The sequence below is a fragment of the Desulfurobacterium thermolithotrophum DSM 11699 genome, assembly GCF_000191045.1.
GTDB lineage: Bacteria > Aquificota > Aquificia > Desulfurobacteriales > Desulfurobacteriaceae > Desulfurobacterium > Desulfurobacterium thermolithotrophum.
In genome coordinates, this window is the sequence record NC_015185.1 from 393,506 (window position 1) to 411,584 (window position 18,079).

Genomic DNA, 18,079 nt, shown 5'->3' on the forward strand with positions numbered 1-18,079 from the left:
GGTGAAATGAGACAGCTTCTAACCGTCTTAGCTTTGTTTCTTTTTCCATTAAAAGTTCTTGCAGATACTTACGGAGCAGAGATTCTATACGACTATACTTTTGTTAAGTTTTTCCCCGATGGAAGAAAAATTTGGAAAGAAGAAAGAGCAATTAAAATTCTTGACAAGAGAGGAATTAAGGACTTTGGAGAAATAGTAATTCCATTTTCCACTGAACACCAAAAGCTAAAAATTCTTTATGCCTACACGGTTTTACCTAACGGTAAAATAGTAAAACCAGATAAAAAAGCTTTCAATATCGTATATCCTCCTTTTGTATCGGAAGCGCCAATTTATTCAGACCTAAAATATCAAACTATCTCAATGCCTGCAGTAACTAAGGGAGCAATAATAAAGTATGCATTCGAAGTAGAAACCGTAAAACCTTATATGAAAAATGAATTTTGGAGCACAAACTTTTTCCAGGATGAATATCCAATAAAAGAAGCTTCTTTTACAGCCTATATTCCCAAAGGTAAGTACTTTAAGTATAAAGAATATAACATGACAGAAAAACCTCAGGTTAAAGAGGAGAGTAACTATAAAGTCCTTAGTTGGAAACTTAGAGACATTCCTCCTATAGAGAAAGAACCTAATATGCCTCCAATGGGAGAACTTGTTAAAAAAGTTGTAATTACTTCCCTTAAAAACTGGAACCAAGTTGCTAGGTGGTATTCGGATCTTGCAAAGGAAGCTATTGAACCTGATGAAACAATTATAAAAACTGTACAAGAAATAACTGCTGGAAAGAGAACACAAGAGGAAAAAATAAGAGCTATCTATAATTTTGTAGCTCAAAACATAAGATACGTCGGAATGGAGTTTGGAATAAATGGTTATAAGCCACATAAAGCTTTAGAAATCTTGAAAAATAGGTATGGAGACTGTAAAGATCATGCAACACTCTTAATTTCAATGTTAAAAGTCATTGGAGTAAAGGGTTATCCTGTTTTAATCCCTACACTTAGTACTCCTAACATGGATCCTGAAGTTCCAATTCCTACAGCGTTTAATCATGAAATAGCAGCTATAAAAACTGAAAATGGTTATCTTTTCATGGATACAACCAGTGATGTTACACCTATTGGTTATCTTCCTTCTGGAGATCAAGGAAGAAGAGTTCTGATTGTAGATGTTGAAAAAGAAGAAGGAAAAGTTTCAGAAACACCTATAGCTCCTTCAGAGAAAAATGTTGAAGGCTTTAAAGGAGAGTTTAAACTTCATCCGTTTGGAAAATTAAGCGGTGAGTTCACATTTACTTATAGTGGTATTTACAGCGAATTTGAAAGAAGCAGACTTTTATCACTTTCTCCTGATTCAACAAAAAGACACGTTGAAGAATTAGCCTCAAAAGTTTCTCCAGGATTTGATGTAGACAGTTTTAAGCTATCAAACTTTAAAAACCTTAACATTCCAGACATTGAAGTAAAAATAAAAGGGGAAGATACAACTTATGGAACTTTAACTTCTCACCTTTTAGTGGCAAAAGTCCCAGTTCCTGATTACAGCAGGATTGTTTCGTTAGTGGCTTCAAAGAAGAGAAAGTATCCTTACGTTATTGGGTATAAGATGACAAAAGAATCAGTAGTGGAAGTAGAGTTACCAAAAGGTTTTGAGCTATATTTAAAACCAGAAAACTTTTATTTTGAAAATAGAGTTGGTTCTTTTGAAATAAAGTGGAAAATGGAAGGAAAAACTTTGAAGTTTCACTCAAAAATGATTTTAAAGAAGAATGTAGTACCTCCTGAAGAATACAAAGACTTAAGAGAACTTTTTAACACTACTGTAAAAACGTTAAGAAATCAAACAATTGTTCTTAAGAGGAAAAGTTAATGATAGTTTTAGGAATAGATACTTCTTGTGATGACACTTCCATAGCAGTTTATAATGGTAAAGAAAACAGAATGCTTTCTAATATTGTTTCTTCTCAGTATCAGTTTCATCAAGAGTTTGGAGGAGTAGTACCTGAAATTGCAGCAAGAAAACATGCAGAGAATATAGATATAGTTTTTAATGAAGCTTTAAAGGTTGCAGGTATTGAAGTTAGTGATATAGAACTTGTTGCTGTTACAAGAACTCCCGGTCTTCTTCCTGCTCTTTTAGTTGGAGTAACATTTGGAAAGGGTATTGCTTACTGGAGGGAAATTCCTTTAAAAGGAGTTCACCACATTGAGGCTCATATTTTCTCTCCTTTTATTGGTAAAGTTCCTGAGTTTCCTTTTTTATCCTTAGTTGTAAGTGGTGGACACACACTTATTGTCTTAGTTGAGGGACTTGGTAAGTATAAGCTCATTGGAAAGACTCTTGATGATGCCGTGGGGGAAGCTTACGACAAGGTAGCAAAAATGCTTGGTTTGGGATATCCGGGAGGTCCCGTAATAGATAAGATTTATAAAAACTATGATGGAGACTTTATAGATCTTCCAAAACCAAGAGCTCCACAATTTAACTTTAGCTTTAGTGGACTCAAAACAGCAGTTAGAAGACTTATAGAGAAGGGATATCCGGTTGAGCAAGTAGCTGCTTCTTTTCAGAAAACGGCAATTGAGTATCTTACAGGAAAACTGAAAAAAGCTATTAAGGAATTAAAAGTGAAAAAAGTAGCAATTGCTGGTGGTGTTTCTGCTAATTCTCTCTTAAGAGAAAGTTTAAAAATAATGCAGGTAGAGAAAAACTTAAACCTCTTCCTTCCTGAAATGGAATTTACATCTGACAATGGAGCAATGGTAGCGTATGTAGGATACAGGAAGTTTTTAATAGAAGGAGAAGATAGTTTAAGTATGAATGCCATTGCAAGAAGCTCTTTGTAAGGAGGCTTTTAAATGAGTAAGTCCATATTTTTATTATTTATTTTGTTTTTCTTCTCTCTTAAAAATTCATACGCTGTGACTATTTCTCAACTAAAATCTCTTATTGATAGATATTCTCTAGAAATTGGAATAGAGAAAACTGCTATAGAAAAATCAAAATTCCTAAGAGAAGCAACTTTCCGTTCTTATTTTCCAAGAATTAGTCTAACTGGAGAAGTAGATGAGTTCTATCCTTACACAGGTTTTTTATCAAAATCTTGGAACCAGCAATATACTTTGGGAATTTCAGTAAGTGCTAATCCCTTAAATCTTCAAAGAAATGTTCAGCTAAAGGTAGATAAGTATTCTATTGAAGTTAACAAAGATGCATTAGAAAAAACAAGATTGGAGCTTTACTCTCAAGCTATTAATTATCTCCTGAAATTAAAGACCTTGGAAAAATTGATTGAAATAAGAAAAGAGCTCCTTAGAAGCAGCAAAGAGATATTAAAAATTTCCGAAAAAAAGTACAAAAATGGATTAGTTCTCATTACAGACGTTTTAAAATCAAAGGCAAATGTTGAAAAGGCAAAAACTTCTCTAAGAAATACAGAAAAAGAATATAATCAAACTTTTAACCTGTTAAATGAGCTAGTAAACTTTTCGCTAAAAACAGGAGAAAAAGCTGAAGTTGAGCTTTTAGAGGAAGTTAAGCTACCAAAAATAAAAAAACTCATTTCAATTGCTCTTTTAAAGAGACCTGAAATTTATAAGCTTAAAAAAGAGATAGAAATTGCTAAATTGAACGTCGAAATTCAAAAGAAAACACTTTCTCCACAGCTAAATTTTTCTGCGTCTTATACAAAAAGTGGAACAGCTTTTTTCCCTGATAAAGACAACTATCAACTTTCAGCAGTTTTAAGTTTTCCTATTTTTGATAGTGGAGTAACAAAACTAAAATCTCTTGCAGTTACGAAAGACTTAATTTCAAAAGAACTTAGTTTAAAAAAGCAGGAAAATGCTATTAAGAGGGAAGTTTTAAACGCTGTAGAAGCAGTAAATTCGGCTATGGAAGAGGTTAAATCTGCTAAGTCTTTCTTAAATTATTCTAAGGAAGCTTATAAAAGAGTTTTAAACGAGTACAAGTTAGGTGTTTCAGATATAGTTGCTCTTTTACAAGCTTTTGATAATTTAAAGACTGCGGAAGAAAGCTATATAAATTCTCTTTTTAACCTAAATAGTGCTTACTATGAGTTAAAAAAGGCAACTGGTGAGCTTCTTTACGGAGGTAAAAAGTGAAAAAAATATTAGCGCTAGTCCTTATTGCTATCTTTATAGGAGGTTTTTTCTTTATTAAATCCCGCAAAAAAGTAACGCTTGTTCCAGTTCAAACAGTTAAAGTCAAAAAAGGAGATGTTAGAAATGTTATAGATGCTACTGGAATAGTAAAACCACAAGTTGGAGGAGAAATCAAAGTTGGTGCAAGAATATCTGGAACAGTTGTGAAAGAAAATGTTAGAGTTGGTGATTACGTAAATAAAGGAGATTTGATCGCAATAATTGATAACAGAGAACTAAAAGAAGAATTAAAAAAAGCTAAAGCTCACTTAGAAGAGGTAAAAAAGACCTATTCAGAAAAGATAAAGATACAAGAAATGAGATTAAAGTCAGCTCTTGCATCGCTAACAGCAGCAGAAGCTAAGCTAAAAGCTGAGAAAGAAAACTATGAACTAAAAAAGTGGGAGTACGATAGACAGAAAAAACTTTTTAAGATCGGATATACAACTGAGCAGAAGTTAAAACAGGCAAAGGCAGAGTTTGAACGGGCGCAGAGCTCTCTAAAAGCCGCAGAAGAGAGTCTAAAAAAGGCTAATCTTGATGTAAAAATTGAAAAGAGGAACCTTGAAGAACTAAAAGCAAAGTATAAATCTGATCTTGAAACTGCAAAGGCAGCTTTAAAACAGGCAGAAATCAGATATTCTTATTCATACATCTATGCTCCAAAAAGTGGAATTATCTCCTTTGTTTCTACTCAAGAAGGTGAAACTGTTGTTGCAGGACTTAACGCTCCTGAATTTGTAACAATCCTTGATCCTGAAAAACTTGAAAACTGGATATACGTTGATGAAACAGAAATTGGAAAAATTAAGAAAGGAATGGATGTTGAGTTTACAGTTGATGCTTATAGAGGCAAGATTTTTAAAGGAAAAGTAAAAGAGATATATCCAAAACCAAAGATTCTCAATAATGTTGTGTACTATATAGTTGTTGCAAGAGGTTTTAAGGATGTAAAACTTTTGAAACCTGAAATGACAACGCACAATTCAATAATAGCTAGTATTAAAAAGAATGTTCTCGTAGTTCCTAATGCTGCTGTTAAGTGGAAAAATGGAAAATACACAGTTTATAAGGTCGTAAATGGAAAGGTTGTAGAAACACCAGTAAAAGTTGGATGGAGCGATGACAAGTTTACAGAAATCGTCGAAGGTTTAAAAGAAGGAGATACTGTAGCACTAAAAGTAACAAGGAAGTAAAAATGGCATTAATAGAACTTAAGAACATAAGAAAAGTCTATAAACAGGGTGAGCTACAAACAGAAGTTTTAAAAGGAATAGACCTTCAAATAGAAAAGGGTGAATTTGTTGCTATAATGGGGCCTTCTGGTTCTGGAAAGTCAACACTTATGTACATATTAGGTTGTCTTGATAAGCCTACTTCAGGAGAATACTACCTTAACGGTAAGAACGTTTTAGAGCTCTCAGATGACGAACTTTCAAAAATAAGAGGTAAATATATTGGTTTTATTTTCCAAGCATTTTATTTAGTCCCTTATCTTACAGTTCTTGATAATGTAATTTTGCCTGTAGAGTATCTTGATCCGGCTTACAAGAAAAAGCTTTTCAAAAATAAATCTCCTGAAGAAAAGGGAAAAGAAATTCTTTCAAAACTTGGAATGAAAGAAAGAATCTACTTTAAGCCTGATCAGCTTTCAGGTGGCCAAAAACAAAGAACGGCCATTGCCAGAGCTTTAATAAATTCTCCGGAAGTAATTCTTGCAGACGAACCAACAGGACAGTTGGATTCAGCATCTGGAAAAGCTGTAATGGAAATATTTTCTAATCTTAACAAGGAAGGAAAAACCATAATTGTTGTTACTCATGATCCTGTTACGGCATCTTATGCAAAAAGAATTATTAAATTAGAAGATGGGAAGGTAGTTCAGTAAAATGATGAGTTTTTTTGTTAAGGATTTAATCCTTTCTTTGTTTTACAGTAAAACGAGAACTTTCTTTGCACTACTTGGAATAGTTTTTGGAGTATCCTCTGTTGTTTTAATTGTCTCAGCTATTGAAGGAAGTAATCTTCAAGCTAACAGAGTAATTAAAAAACTTGGTCCTGATTCTGTTCTTATTGTTTCTGGTAGTATAGGGAGTGGTCCTCGAGGAAGAACTAACAACCTTGAGTTAAAAGATGTAAAGAAAATTTCACATTTAGAAGGAATATTTGCTCTAACTTATGGAATTGTTAAACCAATGATGATTTCAAATATCCAAACTTCTAAGTTTTCTGCTGTTTTTGGTGTTGGAAAAAACTGGCTTCTTTCCTGGGATTACAAAATTGAAATGGGTAGAGGTTTTACATTAAATGATTTAAAAAACCTTAGAAAAGTTGCAGTTGTAGGACACGATGTTAGCGATTTCTTCTATCCTGGACAAAATCCAATAGGAAAAATTATTCTAATTGGAAAAACACCTTTTAAGATAATTGGAGTCTATAAGAGAAAAGGAAAAACTCCTAACGGACACAACCTTGATAATAGGGTTTTCATTCCCTATAGAGTTTTTGATAAAGTAGTAGAAAAGACGTTTAACAGAGTGTCTATTATAAGATTTAGAGTTCTTGATATTTCACAGTACGAAAAAATAGTCAAAGAAACAAGACAAATCTTATTGAAAAACCACAAGCCAGATGATTTTACAATAATAACTCCTGTTGTTGTTAAGAAGTTTCTTTCAATGCTTTCTGCAAGCTTTGCTCTATTTTTGGGAATAGCTTCAACTACAGCTCTTGTAGTAGGCGGTTTTGTTCTCTCTTCTATTTTTTACATAAATGTTTATGTGAGACAGTGGGAGATTGGTCTGAGAAGAGCCTTAGGAGCAACTAAAAAAGCTGTTTTATTAAGAATTCTCTTTGAAAGTGTCGTTATATCAGTTGTTGCTGCTTTCATTGGAAGTTTCGTTGGTTATTTAGCAGTTCACTACATTTTGCCGCTTCTTAACGTTCCGGTAGTTTATCCAGTAAAAGCCTTTTTCTTAGCTACGATATTCTCAATTATCGTCGGTCTTCTTGCTGCTTATTTCCCTGCTAAAAAAGCTTCTCTCTTTGAACCTGTAAAAGCCTTAAAAACGAAGGTGTAGAATGGCTGTTAGATCTCTTGTTGCTTACTTTAAAGAAAATAAAAAGAGAATGATTTTATCTGTGATAGGAGTAGCAATAGGAGTTTTTTCTCTTACTTTCATGATGGGAATTACAGGAGCTTTGAAACAACAGGTTTTAAAAGCTCTTGGAAATCTTGGTTCAGATGTCATTGCTGTAATTCCAGGAGAAGTTAAAAACCTTGGTGGTAGAACTATTCAGCTCTCATTTTATCCAACTTTAACTTTAAAAGATGCAGAAGCAATTAAGGAAAAATGTCCTTCTGTTAAAGCAGTTTCTCCGTATAAACAGGTAAGTCCCAACGTACACTACGGTGGAAAATCGGTAAAGGCAGATGTGTTTGGAGTAAATTCTGAATATATAGAAATTGCAGGTTACACACCCTTATGTGGCAGATTCTTAACAAAAGAAGACATAGAGGAAATTTCTCAAGTAGCTGTTATAGGAATAGATGTTGCAAAAGAGCTCTACAACAAAACTTGTCCTGTTGGAAAAGTAATCTACCTTTTTAATGCTCCTTACAAAATTGTTGGAGTTATGGAAAAAAGGGGTACAGACCTAAGTGGAGAAAATCTTGACGAAAGAGTTTACATTCCAATAACTTCTGCTGTTAAGAGAATCTCAAACGTTGATTACATTGATGGAATCTATGTTCTGCCGTTTTCTCCAGATCTTATTCCTGAAACAATAAAAGAAGTAGAAGGACTTTTACTCAAGAGACATGGAAAAAAAGATTTCACAATAAGTAGATATGAAGATGTAGTAAACACAAAAAAACAGGCAATAGAAATCTTTTCAAAGCTCTCAATAATTGTTGCGGTTATAGCTTTTAGTGTGGGAGCTCTTGGAATACTGGCTGTCATGACACTCTCTGTTTATGAAAGATTAATAGAAATTGGAATCAGAAGAACCTTTGGCGCCACAAGATTTGATATTTTTAAACAATTTCTCATCGAATCAACTGTCTTGTCTTTATTAGGAGCTTTTTTTGGAATAGTTACTGCTCTTTTAGTAGTTACTCTAATATCAAAAATAGCCGGTTGGGTAGTTTACATACCTCTTAAAGGAGCAATAATATCTTCCATACTTTCCATACTTATAGGTCTTCTATCAGGAATCTATCCTGCAATCAGAGCAACCTCCTTTGAGCCGAAAGAAGTTTTGAGAGAAGTGTAAAAACGTATCAGAGACTATGTTATTGTTTTTGTTAGCGTTGAGGGTATGGATTGGCTTATATTTTAAATCTAAACTCTTAGCTTAGGGAGGGTATATACGTTGGCTGTGAAAACGATTATTGACTTTATAGTGAATTTATCTTCTTACATTAAAGCCTTTGGTTATGGTCTTCCCTCTATTGATGTTTCGGTTTATAGAAGTAGAGTGAATAGCTCTGGAGAAGCTTTAGAGCACTTTGTAAGAGATATGTTTGCTGGAACCTATAATTTAGAGTCAGAGAGTGAAAAAATAAAGATCTTTAGTGAGGTTTTTTCTTATTTAGGGAATCAAAATAATCCTCCTGACCTGATGATTAAAGGTGGCGATGCTGTTGAAGTTAAGAAAATAGAATCGGACGGTTTGAGGAAGAAAATACCTCTTAATAGCTCTTATCCCAAGAATAAATTGTATAGGACAGATCCGAGAATAACAAATAGTTGTAGGAAGGCTGAGGATTGGGAGGAAAAAGATCTTATTTACTCCATAGGAGTAGTAAAAAGAATGCTCATTCATAGACTTTATATGATTTATGGAGATTTATATGCTGCAGATAAAGAAGTTTACGAGAGATGTTTTAACGTTATAAAGAAAGCTGTTAAGCACTCATTGACAGATATTGGGTTAGAAATGAAGAAAACGAAAGAACTGGCAAAAATAGATAGGGTAGACCCTTTAGGTATTACCGATTTAAGAATTCGCGGAATGTGGAATATCCTTTCTCCTAAGGGAACTTTTGGTGATATAAATGGGATAGAGGAATTTAAAGATGAGAATAACAAAGTTTTGATTCTTTTGAGGAAAGAAAAACTGCAAAGGATTTTACAGGAAACAGAAGAGGAGATCTTGGAAAAATATTTTGAACTGAGGGAGGAAGGGTTTATTAGGGAAAGGTCGCTAAAGGTGAAGAACCCAGCTAATCCTGCAAGTATAATAGATTCTACTCTTATTGTGTTGAAGATGTAGTGGAGGATAAATGGAGATAGTGTCTCTGTTTTCAGGTTGTGGAGGATTAGACTTAGGTTTTGAATTAGCTGGTTTTTCCATTGTTTGGGCGAATGATAATGATAAAGATGTTTGGGAAACTTATACGAGAAACTTTCCGGGGACTTATTTGGACAAGAGGGACTTGAGAGTTATTCCTGTTTCTGATATTCCAGATTGCGTGGGAATAATAGGGGGACCTCCTTGTCAAAGCTGGAGCGAGGCTGGTAATAGGAAGGGAATTGAAGATGAAAGAGGAAGATTAGTTCTAAACTATATAGACATAATCTCAAGAAAAAGACCTTATTTCTTTTTATTTGAGAATGTTGCTGGAATCTTGCATAGGAGACATAAAAAAGCTTTTAATCTTATACTAACTTCCTTAGAGAAAGCTGGTTATGATATTTATTATAAGTTAATAGATACCTATGACTACTTAGTTCCTCAAAATAGAAAAAGGGTTTTCATAATTGGTTTTAGAAAGGATCTTCAAATTAGTTACTCTTTCCCTAAACCTTTTGACCGGAAAAAGACACTACGGGATGCGATATACGATTTAAAAGATAACGTTGTTGAACCTCTTGAGAAAAACAGGCATAATCCGAAGGTTATTGTTCCAAATCATGAATACTATATTGGTTCATTTTCCTCTATTTATATGTCAAGAAATAGGGTAAGGTCATGGAATGAGCCTTCTTTCACTATTCAAGCAAGTGGAAGGCATGCACCTATTCATCCTCAGGCGAATAAAATGATAAAGGTTTCAAAAGATAAATATATTTTTGACCCAGAATCGCCTTATCCTTATCGCAGGTTATCGGTAAGAGAGTGTGCAAGAATTCAAACTTTTCCTGACGATTTTATTTTTGTGTATGAGAAATTGGACGCTGGCTATAAAATGATAGGTAATGCAGTTCCAGTAAAATTAGCAGAAATTTTAGCTGTTTCTATCAAGGAAACACTGCGAAGAAAAATTGGAAAAGAGAGAACAAAAATCTTGTTGCCTCTTTTTCTTGCGTAATTCTAAGTTACTCTTTTTCAACTTCAAACAATCCCTCAACGAACTCCTTAGGGTCAAACTTCCTTAGGTCCTCTATTTTTTCTCCTATGCCTACAAGTTTTATAGGTATTTTCAGATCGTTACAGATGGCGATGACGATTCCTCCCTTAGCGGTTCCGTCAAGCTTTGTGAGAGCTATGCCTGTTACATCTGTAATTTCCTTAAAAGCTCTTGCCTGGGAGATTGCATTCTGGCCTGTGTTTGCATCAAGTACCAATAAAATCTCAGCAGGCTGTCCTGGAAACTCTCTTCCAATAACTTTTTTGATCTTATGGATTTCCTTCATCAACCTGTCTTTATTGTGAAGCCTTCCTGCAGTATCGACTATGAGAATATCATCTCCCTTTGCTTTTACACTCTGTATTGCATCAAAGACAACGGCTGCTGGATCTGTTCCCTCTTGTCCTTTTATGATTCTTACTCCTGCTCTTTCAGCCCAGACTTCAAGCTGTTCAATGGCTGCTGCTCTGAAAGTATCCCCTGCTGCAAGGACTACACAGTAACCTTTCTCTTTTAGCTGTTTTGCAAGTTTTCCAATTGTTGTTGTCTTTCCAACACCGTTAACGCCAAGAACAAGGATGACAGAGGGTTTTTCTGAAATATTGAAAGAACCTCTGCACTTTGAAAGCATCTCTTTAAGTTTTCCTTTGAGGAGCTCAAGAAGCTGGTCGGAGCTTTTGATTTTTCTCTTCTTTGCCTCATTTCTCAAGTAGTCTATTAACTCTAAAGTTGTATTTACACCAACATCAGCAAGGATAAGCTTTTCTTCCAGCTCTTCAAAAAGAGATTCATCTACTTCTCTACCTTTAAAAGCTGAAAGACCTAAAGCGTCTCTAGTTTTCTTTAAACCTTCTTTAAAGCTCTTTAGTAGTTTTGAACCGGAAAGTCCCAGTTTTTCCTCAAGTTCTCTCTTTTTAACCATAAATTCCAGCTTGTAGTTTTCAGGAACTTTTTCCTCAATCTCTTTGAGTGCTTTGTAAGCCAAGTCGTAGACTTCCTCTTTTGTGTAGATGGAAGCAATGTAGTAGTTTGAAAGAAAAGAAAGAGTAGAATCTTGGCTATTTCTGGCTACATCGTAAAGGTTTCTTGCTTTTTGAAGATTTCCTTTATATTCCTCAACAATTCCTAGTAAAAATGAAGCGTACTCTTTACCAAGCTTTTCTTCGACTTTTGGTATGAATGGTTCAATTTCTCTAAAGATTGCAAAGCTTTTTATCTTTTTAACAACAGTATCTAATAATTCTCCATTACTGTAAATAAGCGTATTAATAATAGCTTCTGGAGCTTTTCTTTCATCCTTTTCTGCAAGCTTTAACCACTTCTCTGGTTGATAAGGATTTTTCTTTAGCTCATCTTCAAGCTTTGGTTTTCTTCTAAAAAATCCAAACATTTCTTTACTCCACTCCTTTAAAGAAGTTTTCATAAATGAGTTGAACTATTTTAATAGAAACTTCTTCTTTAGAACCTGAAATTAAAAATTCTCCTTTTCTCGTTATAAAGAAGATTTCCGTCTTGTCACTACCAAATATTCCCTTTTTAACGTCATTTGCAACTATTGCGTCAAGGTTTTTCTTTTCGATTTTCTTCCTTGCATTTTCAAACAAACTCTCTGTCTCTGCTGCAAATCCAATCACGATCTGTCCATTTCTTTTTCTTTCACCTATAAGTTTTAAGATGTCCGGTGTTCTTTCAAGTTCGAGTATTAACTTCTTTTCCGACTTTTTGATTTTTTTCTCTTCTCTCTTTATCGGTCTATAGTCACCAATTGCTGCAGCCGAAATGTAGATATCGGCATCCTTTGTAGCTTCAAGAACGACTCCTTTCATCTCTTCAACTGTTTCGACATCTATTCTCTTTATACCGTAAGGCGTTCTAAGGTGGGTTTTTCCCGTTATCAGTGTTACTTCAGCTCCTGCACCTCTTGCGGCTTTTGCAAGCGCAAAGCCCATCTTACCGGAAGAGGGATTTGAGATAAACCTAACGGGGTCTATGTACTCCCTTGTGGCTCCAGCAGTTACAACCACTTTTTTACCTTTTAGCAGTTTGGGAATAAACCAGTATGAGGCAGCATCCAGAATATCTTCGACCTCGGCAAGTCTTCCTTTTCCTTCTTCTTTACATGCAAGAAAGCCACGACCTGGTTCAACAATTTCATATCCCAGTTGTTTTAGTTTTTTCAGATTTTCCTGAGTTACTGGGTTTTCATACATCCTGACATTCATTGCAGGACAGATAATTCCCTTTCCGAAACAGAGTGCAAGATCTGTAACAGGATTATCAGCGATACCACAGGCAATTTTTGCAATTGTGTTTGCTGTTGACGGAGCGACGATGAACAGTTCTCCCCAGGCAGATAGAGATGTGTGTCTTATCTCTACGGTGTCTTCAGGAATGGTTTCATAGTACACTGGATATTCAGAAAGTGTCTGAAGTGTAAGCTTAGATACAAACTTTAATGCAGAAGGAGTCATTGCAACTTTAACTTCTGCTCCAGCTTTTTGAAGTTTTCTTAAAATTTCTACAGCTTTATAAGCAGCTATACTTCCGGTTATTCCTAAAACAATTTTTCTATTCCTTAGAATTTCCACTCTTTTCTCCTGCCATAGGTTTAAGTTTCATTTCTTGTCCTAAGTAAAGACAGAAACCAAAACTTGTAGTATAGCTCGTAATTATTGCAGCTGTCATAGGAATTACAACATCGGCATGAGTCATTTCTGTAATCATGACAATTGCAGCTAATGGTGTTTTTGCTCCAGCTGCTAATGCTGCTCCCATTCCAGCAAGAGTGAAAACAACTATTTGGTCAGGAAATATATGTCCAAACATATTTCCGACCGCTGCTCCAATGAGTAAGTTTGGCAAAATGATTCCTCCGGGAATTCCAAAGGAGAGAGTAAAACTTGTAACAATAATAACGCATAAGATAACTACTATATCTACTAAAATAGGAAAAGGGATTTGTGCCAGTTTTGAAATTATTCCCATGTGGGCTGGAGTGGAAAGAAAATCTACATCGTGAGTAGTTAAGTAAAGAATGAGTAAAAAGGGAAGCGCAAGAGAAGTTCCTATTAAAGGTCTATCTTTTGAGGAAAAGTACTTTGAAGTACAGGAAGCTGTATGGAAAACAAAAGTATAAAGGTAAATAAGCAGACTTATTACTAGTCCCATTACAACGATATAGGGAATAATTTGCAAACTCCACTCTGGATTTTTTGTAAGATAGATAAACGCGCTTTCTCCTCTGAAAAAGGAAAATGTAAGATAGCTGACAATGGAAGCAATAATCATAGGAACAAAAGGTCTATAGTCAAGGTTGTACATCTCTTCAAGTTCCATAGCAAAAATAGCACTTCCAAGAGGTGCTTTTAGGAGAGCTCCGGTAAAAGCTCCACCGCCGATAAGCCCTAAGAGAGGTTTGTATTTCTTACCCAGTCCGTAGGCTTTACCGAGCCACTCACCAATGGCCACTCCGATGTAAAAGGAAGGACCTTCCCTTCCGGCAATAAAACCACCTGAGAGAACGAGTGTTGAGGTTATCAGTTTGAGTATCACTGAGCGGACAGGAATGTATATTTTTGTCTTCAGATGAAGAATTGAATAACCAATTCCGGGACCTCCAATCGATGAATCTACTGTTAGAGCATACCCAACCAATACCGATACAACAAGTGGGTACAGAAAAAGAAAAGGAAGATTTGAGGAGAGGAAGTTGTTGAGATTAACTATTACTATATCCATCAATGAAGCAATAGAACCAGTAACGATGCCAACTGCAAAAGCAAAGGGAATCCATCTCCCAAAGAAATGGGAGATGGTGGAGATATCAAACCTGTGAATAAGATTTGTCTGTGCACACCCTTTTAAGTAATCCTTTATGTCCGGAAGTTTATCCCTCAATCAATTACCACCTCCACAAGGTCTCTCTAATTCTGCCAAAGAGTCTCTTAGCAAGCTCTAAAAGTCTCCTTACTCTTTCTTCTGTTGGTGGGTGGGTAGAGAATAAAGCTGCTATTGTATCTCCTTTTAATGGATTAACAATAAAGAGATGACTTGTTGCTGGATTTACTTCTGCTTTAGCTATTTCTGGTGGGATTCTCATAGAGTACTCTTCAAGTTTTTTAAGTGCACTTGCAAGAGCTTCCGGTTTACCTGAAATCATGCCTCCTGTTTCGTCTGCCTTGTATTCTCTTGATCTTGAGATTGCCATCTGGATGAGAGTTGCAGCAATAGGTGCAAGAATTACCATTAGAATTGTACCTATTACTTCAGCCCAGCTACCATCTTCCTCTTCTCTCCTTGCTCCTCCAAAAAGGAGAAACCACTGAGCCATATTTGCTAAGGTTGTAATTGCACCACCAATTGTTGCTGCGACTGCTTGAATGAGAGTGTCTCTATTCTTGATATGAGCAATTTCATGAGCAAGTACTCCTTCAAGCTCATCTTGATCAAGGAGCTCTACAATTTTTGGAGTTACAACAACTACTCCATTTTCTGGATTTCTACCTGTTGCAAATGCATTTGGAACATCCATAGGAGCAATACCAACCTTAGGTTTTGGAATACCTGCATTCTTTGCAAGTTTTTCAACTATCTCATGAAGAACAGGAGCATCTTCTTTTTCAAGGAGTCTTACTCCATACATTGATAAAACTATTTTGTCTGAAAAATACCAACTTCCAAAGTTCATTATAGCTGCCATAAATAGAGCAATAACCATTCCAACATTTCCACCAAGAAGCTTTCCAAAAACAAGCAACATTCCCGTTAAAAGACCAAGTAATATAGTAGTTTTCAGTGTATTCCAATTCATTGTCTTCCTCCTTACTCGTAAAAATTTTGTAAAAAGCTATAATTAAAATAGGAAAAGGAAATTAATCTTTCAATCTCTTCTGTTACTTTCACTTCATAGCTTTTCAGTTTCTAAAATTTATGAGTTCAAAAATTTTTAGAAGAACTTCTTCTAAATTTTTTTCTGTAGTATCGATAATCACAGCACCGTCAGGAATTACTAAGGGGGCAAACTTTCTGTTTTTATCTCTTTTGTCTCTTTCTATTACTTCTTTTAATATATCATTAAAAGAGACATTAAATCCTCTTTTTAATAGTTCTTTATATCTTCTCCTTGCTCTTTCTTCAGGAGAAGCAGTTAAGTAAATTTTTAAATCTGCTTCAGGAAATATATAAGTACCGGCATCTCTGCCATCTATAACTATCTTTTTCCCTTTAGCTAATTCTCTTAATATTTTTACAACAATTTCTCTGACTTCTTTAAATTGAGCTACTTTTGAAGCTAACATTCCTCCTTCAGGAGTTCTAATTTCTTCTGTTACATTATTTCCATTAAGAAAAACCTTACCTTCCTTCAGTTCTATCCTTATTTTTTTTGCAACTTCAAGAACTTCTTTCTCATTTTCAAGATTTACACCTGCTTTTTTACAGGCAATTCCTATTGTCCTATAAATGGCACCAGAGTCAAGATGAGTAAAGCCAAATCTTTTTGCAATTTCTTTTGCAATAGAGCTCTTTCCCGCTCCTGCCGGACCATCAATCGTAATTATTTTTATGTCTTTCAACAGAATTTAACCTCCAGATAAAAGCTTTTTCATTAAAGTTTCGTATAGATTCTCTAATTTTTGACTTATGGTTACAGGATACTCTTCTTTTCTATGTATGTTTTTGATTCTTTCCGGAAATTTATTAAATTGATAAATGAAATAATCTCTTATTTCATTTAGAGAAGGAAGTTCTTTTACAAGATTTCCATTTTCAATTATTTTCTCTAATAGAGGCTCTCCAGGAAGTTTTTCATCAAAGCTACCTACTACATCACCATTTTTTTGTCTAAAAACCTGTTTCCTTCCTGGATACATCTTTTTTCCTTTACTTGTCTTCATTACAGGTTTTTTATCAAATTCAACGAGCTTATAAACAAAATCTATATAAGGAACGTCAGCAGATGTCCCTACTCTCGTACCAACTCCAAAACCGTCAACAATAGCTCCTTCTTTCAAAATTTCATCTATTTTGTACTCGTCAAGACCACCACTTACAATAATTTTAACGTGATTTAATCCAGCTTCATCAAGAAGTCTTCTTGAAATTCTTGAGAGCTCAACTATATCACCGCTATCAAGTCTTATTCCTTTTAGTTTGTAGCCTTTAGATTCCAGTTCTTTTGCAACTTTTATTGCTTTTTTTACTCCTTCAATGGTATCGTAAGTATCAACAAGAAGAACTGTATTATGAGGAAATGTTTTAGCATAGGCTCTAAAGGCCTCCTCTTCTGAATCAAAACAAGTTATAAAGGAGTGAGCTACAGTTCCTACAACAGGTATTTTGTAGATTTTCCCAGCTAATACATTAGAAGTAGAATTGAATCCAGCAATATAACTGTTTCTTGCAACTTTTAAACCTGCATCTATACCGTGTGTTCTTCTTAAAGAGAAATCTGCAAGGAGTTTTCCTTTAGAAACAGAAAAAACACGAGCTGCCTTTGTAGCTATCAACGAAGAAGCATGAATTTGGTTCATTATAGCTGTTTCAAGAAGCTGAGCTTCATAAATAGGAGCTTCTACTCGAAGAACGGGTTCGTGTTGAAAAAAAAGAGTTCCTTCTTTCATGGAATAAAGAAGTCCAGAAAATCGATACTCTTTCAAAAAGTCTAAAAACCAGTCAGGAAATAGCTTTAAAGAATAAAGATAGTCAATATCTTCTTTTGAAAAACGCAAACTTTCTATTAGATCAACGATTTCTTGAAGTCCTGCATATACTAAGTAATTCCTTTTTTCTGGGAGCTCTCTAACAAATAGTTCAAAAGCTGCCCATTCTCTCTTGTTGTTATCTAAGTAAGCGCACATCATTGTAAGCTGATAAAGATCAGTAAAAAGAGGAGAAAGCTTCATTATCTGCTCCTTTTTACATCCCGTTTGTCGCAGTATTTTTCAATTGGACACTGAGAACATTTTGGGGATGTTGGATGACATATGTGCTGTCCTAATGAAACAAGAAGGTCATTTATTTCAATCCAATAATCTTTTGGCAGTTTTTCTCTAAGAGCAAATTCTGTTTCTTCAGGTGTTTTTGTGTTTACATAGCCAAGTCTATTTGAAATTCTATGAACATGTGTGTCAACACATATACCCGGTTTCCCATATCCTAAGGTAACGACTAAGTTTGCCGTTTTTCTTCCAACACCTGGTAGTTTTAAAAGCTCGTCTATTTCATCTGGTACTTTACCATTGTACTTTTCTATAAGTACTTTACATATTTCTTTTATATTCTTAGCTTTTCTTCTGTAAAAACCTACAGGATAAATTAAGGAAGCTATTTCTTCTTCTTTAAGCTTTAACATATCGTAAGGGTTATCTGCAACCTGGAAGAGCTTATTAGCTGCTTTAGCTGTAATTTCATCTTTTGTCCTTAAGCTAAGAACAGTGGCAATAAGTATTTTAAAGGGATCTCTTTCAGTTTGTGACATAAGAGAAACTATAGGAGTATTCCACTTTTTAGTTTCTTTTCTGAGAATCTTGACTATATCGTGTATAGAGTCATCCTTCAT

General features: G+C 34.8%; 16 protein-coding genes. 9 read left to right on the top strand and 7 right to left on the bottom strand.

All coding sequences use genetic code 11. From position 1 onward, the window contains the following. The first annotated feature begins 6 nt into the window (after positions 1–6). From DESTER_RS02020 to DESTER_RS02060, 9 genes are all read left to right on the top strand, one after another. Positions 7–1,872 (top strand): DUF3857 domain-containing protein, encoded by a 1,866-nt coding sequence (locus DESTER_RS02020; protein ID WP_013638007.1) that lies wholly within the window; start codon positions 7–9, stop codon positions 1,870–1,872. Continuing rightward, complete coding sequence (gene tsaD, locus DESTER_RS02025) at positions 1,872–2,849, top strand: tRNA (adenosine(37)-N6)-threonylcarbamoyltransferase complex transferase subunit TsaD (RefSeq protein WP_013638008.1); 978 nt, start codon at positions 1,872–1,874, stop codon at positions 2,847–2,849. Before DESTER_RS02020 ends, tsaD begins: the two co-directional genes overlap by 1 nt. Before the next feature lie 12 nt (positions 2,850–2,861). Continuing rightward, entirely contained in the window at positions 2,862–4,127 is a 1,266-nt protein-coding gene (locus DESTER_RS02030; protein ID WP_013638009.1) for a TolC family protein, read from the top strand. Continuing rightward, positions 4,124–5,362: an efflux RND transporter periplasmic adaptor subunit gene (locus DESTER_RS02035; RefSeq protein WP_013638010.1), complete on the top strand. Its 1,239-nt coding sequence runs from the start codon at positions 4,124–4,126 to the stop codon at positions 5,360–5,362. Before DESTER_RS02030 ends, DESTER_RS02035 begins: the two co-directional genes overlap by 4 nt. A 2-nt stretch (positions 5,363–5,364) precedes the next feature. Continuing rightward, positions 5,365–6,054, top strand: coding sequence for an ABC transporter ATP-binding protein (locus DESTER_RS02040; RefSeq protein ID WP_013638011.1), 690 nt, complete (start codon positions 5,365–5,367; stop codon positions 6,052–6,054). A gap of 1 nt (position 6,055) precedes the next feature. Further along, complete coding sequence (locus DESTER_RS02045) at positions 6,056–7,246, top strand: ABC transporter permease (RefSeq protein WP_013638012.1); 1,191 nt, start codon at positions 6,056–6,058, stop codon at positions 7,244–7,246. A 1-nt stretch (position 7,247) separates the two neighbouring features. Then, a complete protein-coding gene (locus tag DESTER_RS02050; RefSeq protein WP_013638013.1) occupies positions 7,248–8,441 on the top strand; it encodes an ABC transporter permease in 1,194 nt (397 codons plus the stop codon). 105 nt (positions 8,442–8,546) lie between these two features. Next, entirely contained in the window at positions 8,547–9,443 is an 897-nt protein-coding gene (locus DESTER_RS02055) for an NgoPII family restriction endonuclease (RefSeq protein ID WP_244829575.1), read from the top strand. Between the two features lie 10 nt (positions 9,444–9,453). Continuing rightward, positions 9,454–10,482, top strand: a complete 1,029-nt coding sequence (locus DESTER_RS02060; protein ID WP_013638015.1) for a DNA cytosine methyltransferase — start codon at positions 9,454–9,456, stop codon at positions 10,480–10,482. A 7-nt stretch (positions 10,483–10,489) separates the two neighbouring features. Here DESTER_RS02060 and ftsY read toward each other — a convergent pair whose 3' ends face one another. From ftsY to DESTER_RS02095, 7 genes are all read right to left on the bottom strand, one after another. Beyond that, entirely contained in the window at positions 10,490–11,911 is a 1,422-nt protein-coding gene (gene ftsY, locus DESTER_RS02065; RefSeq protein ID WP_013638016.1) for a signal recognition particle-docking protein FtsY, read from the bottom strand. Positions 11,912–11,915: 4 nt separating this feature from the next. Further along, a complete protein-coding gene (coaBC, locus tag DESTER_RS02070; RefSeq protein WP_013638017.1) occupies positions 11,916–13,109 on the bottom strand; it encodes a bifunctional phosphopantothenoylcysteine decarboxylase/phosphopantothenate--cysteine ligase CoaBC in 1,194 nt (397 codons plus the stop codon). Continuing rightward, positions 13,090–14,418, bottom strand: a complete 1,329-nt coding sequence (locus tag DESTER_RS02075; RefSeq protein WP_013638018.1) for a chloride channel protein — start codon at positions 14,416–14,418, stop codon at positions 13,090–13,092. The genes coaBC and DESTER_RS02075 overlap by 20 nt, the downstream gene beginning before the upstream one ends. 4 nt (positions 14,419–14,422) lie before the next feature. After that, positions 14,423–15,331, bottom strand: a complete 909-nt coding sequence (locus DESTER_RS02080; protein WP_013638019.1) for a zinc metalloprotease HtpX — start codon at positions 15,329–15,331, stop codon at positions 14,423–14,425. 103 nt (positions 15,332–15,434) lie between these two features. After that, positions 15,435–16,094, bottom strand: a complete 660-nt coding sequence (cmk, locus tag DESTER_RS02085) for a (d)CMP kinase (protein WP_013638020.1) — start codon at positions 16,092–16,094, stop codon at positions 15,435–15,437. Positions 16,095–16,100: 6 nt separating this feature from the next. Beyond that, positions 16,101–17,423 carry a nicotinate phosphoribosyltransferase gene (locus DESTER_RS02090; protein ID WP_013638021.1) on the bottom strand — a complete coding sequence of 441 codons (1,323 nt, stop codon included), beginning with the start codon at positions 17,421–17,423 and terminating at the stop codon, positions 16,101–16,103. Next, entirely contained in the window at positions 17,423–18,079 is a 657-nt protein-coding gene (locus tag DESTER_RS02095) for an endonuclease III domain-containing protein (protein ID WP_013638022.1), read from the bottom strand. Before DESTER_RS02095 ends, DESTER_RS02090 begins: the two co-directional genes overlap by 1 nt.

Excerpts from the sequence above, each read along its gene's own strand:
- DESTER_RS02020 (WP_013638007.1), top strand. The coding sequence starts at position 7 with ATGAGACAGCTTCTAACCGTCTTAGCTTTGTTTCTTTTTCCATTAAAA.
- tsaD (WP_013638008.1), top strand. The coding sequence starts at position 1,872 with ATGATAGTTTTAGGAATAGATACTTCTTGTGATGACACTTCCATAGCA.
- DESTER_RS02030 (WP_013638009.1), top strand. The coding sequence starts at position 2,862 with ATGAGTAAGTCCATATTTTTATTATTTATTTTGTTTTTCTTCTCTCTT.
- DESTER_RS02040 (WP_013638011.1), top strand. The coding sequence starts at position 5,365 with ATGGCATTAATAGAACTTAAGAACATAAGAAAAGTCTATAAACAGGGT.
- DESTER_RS02045 (WP_013638012.1), top strand. The coding sequence starts at position 6,056 with ATGATGAGTTTTTTTGTTAAGGATTTAATCCTTTCTTTGTTTTACAGT.
- DESTER_RS02050 (WP_013638013.1), top strand. The coding sequence starts at position 7,248 with ATGGCTGTTAGATCTCTTGTTGCTTACTTTAAAGAAAATAAAAAGAGA.
- DESTER_RS02060 (WP_013638015.1), top strand. The coding sequence starts at position 9,454 with ATGGAGATAGTGTCTCTGTTTTCAGGTTGTGGAGGATTAGACTTAGGT.
- ftsY (WP_013638016.1), bottom strand. The coding sequence starts at position 11,911 with ATGTTTGGATTTTTTAGAAGAAAACCAAAGCTTGAAGATGAGCTAAAG.
- DESTER_RS02080 (WP_013638019.1), bottom strand. The coding sequence starts at position 15,331 with ATGAATTGGAATACACTGAAAACTACTATATTACTTGGTCTTTTAACG.
- DESTER_RS02090 (WP_013638021.1), bottom strand. The coding sequence starts at position 17,423 with ATGAAGCTTTCTCCTCTTTTTACTGATCTTTATCAGCTTACAATGATG.
- DESTER_RS02095 (WP_013638022.1), bottom strand. The coding sequence starts at position 18,079 with ATGAAGGATGACTCTATACACGATATAGTCAAGATTCTCAGAAAAGAA.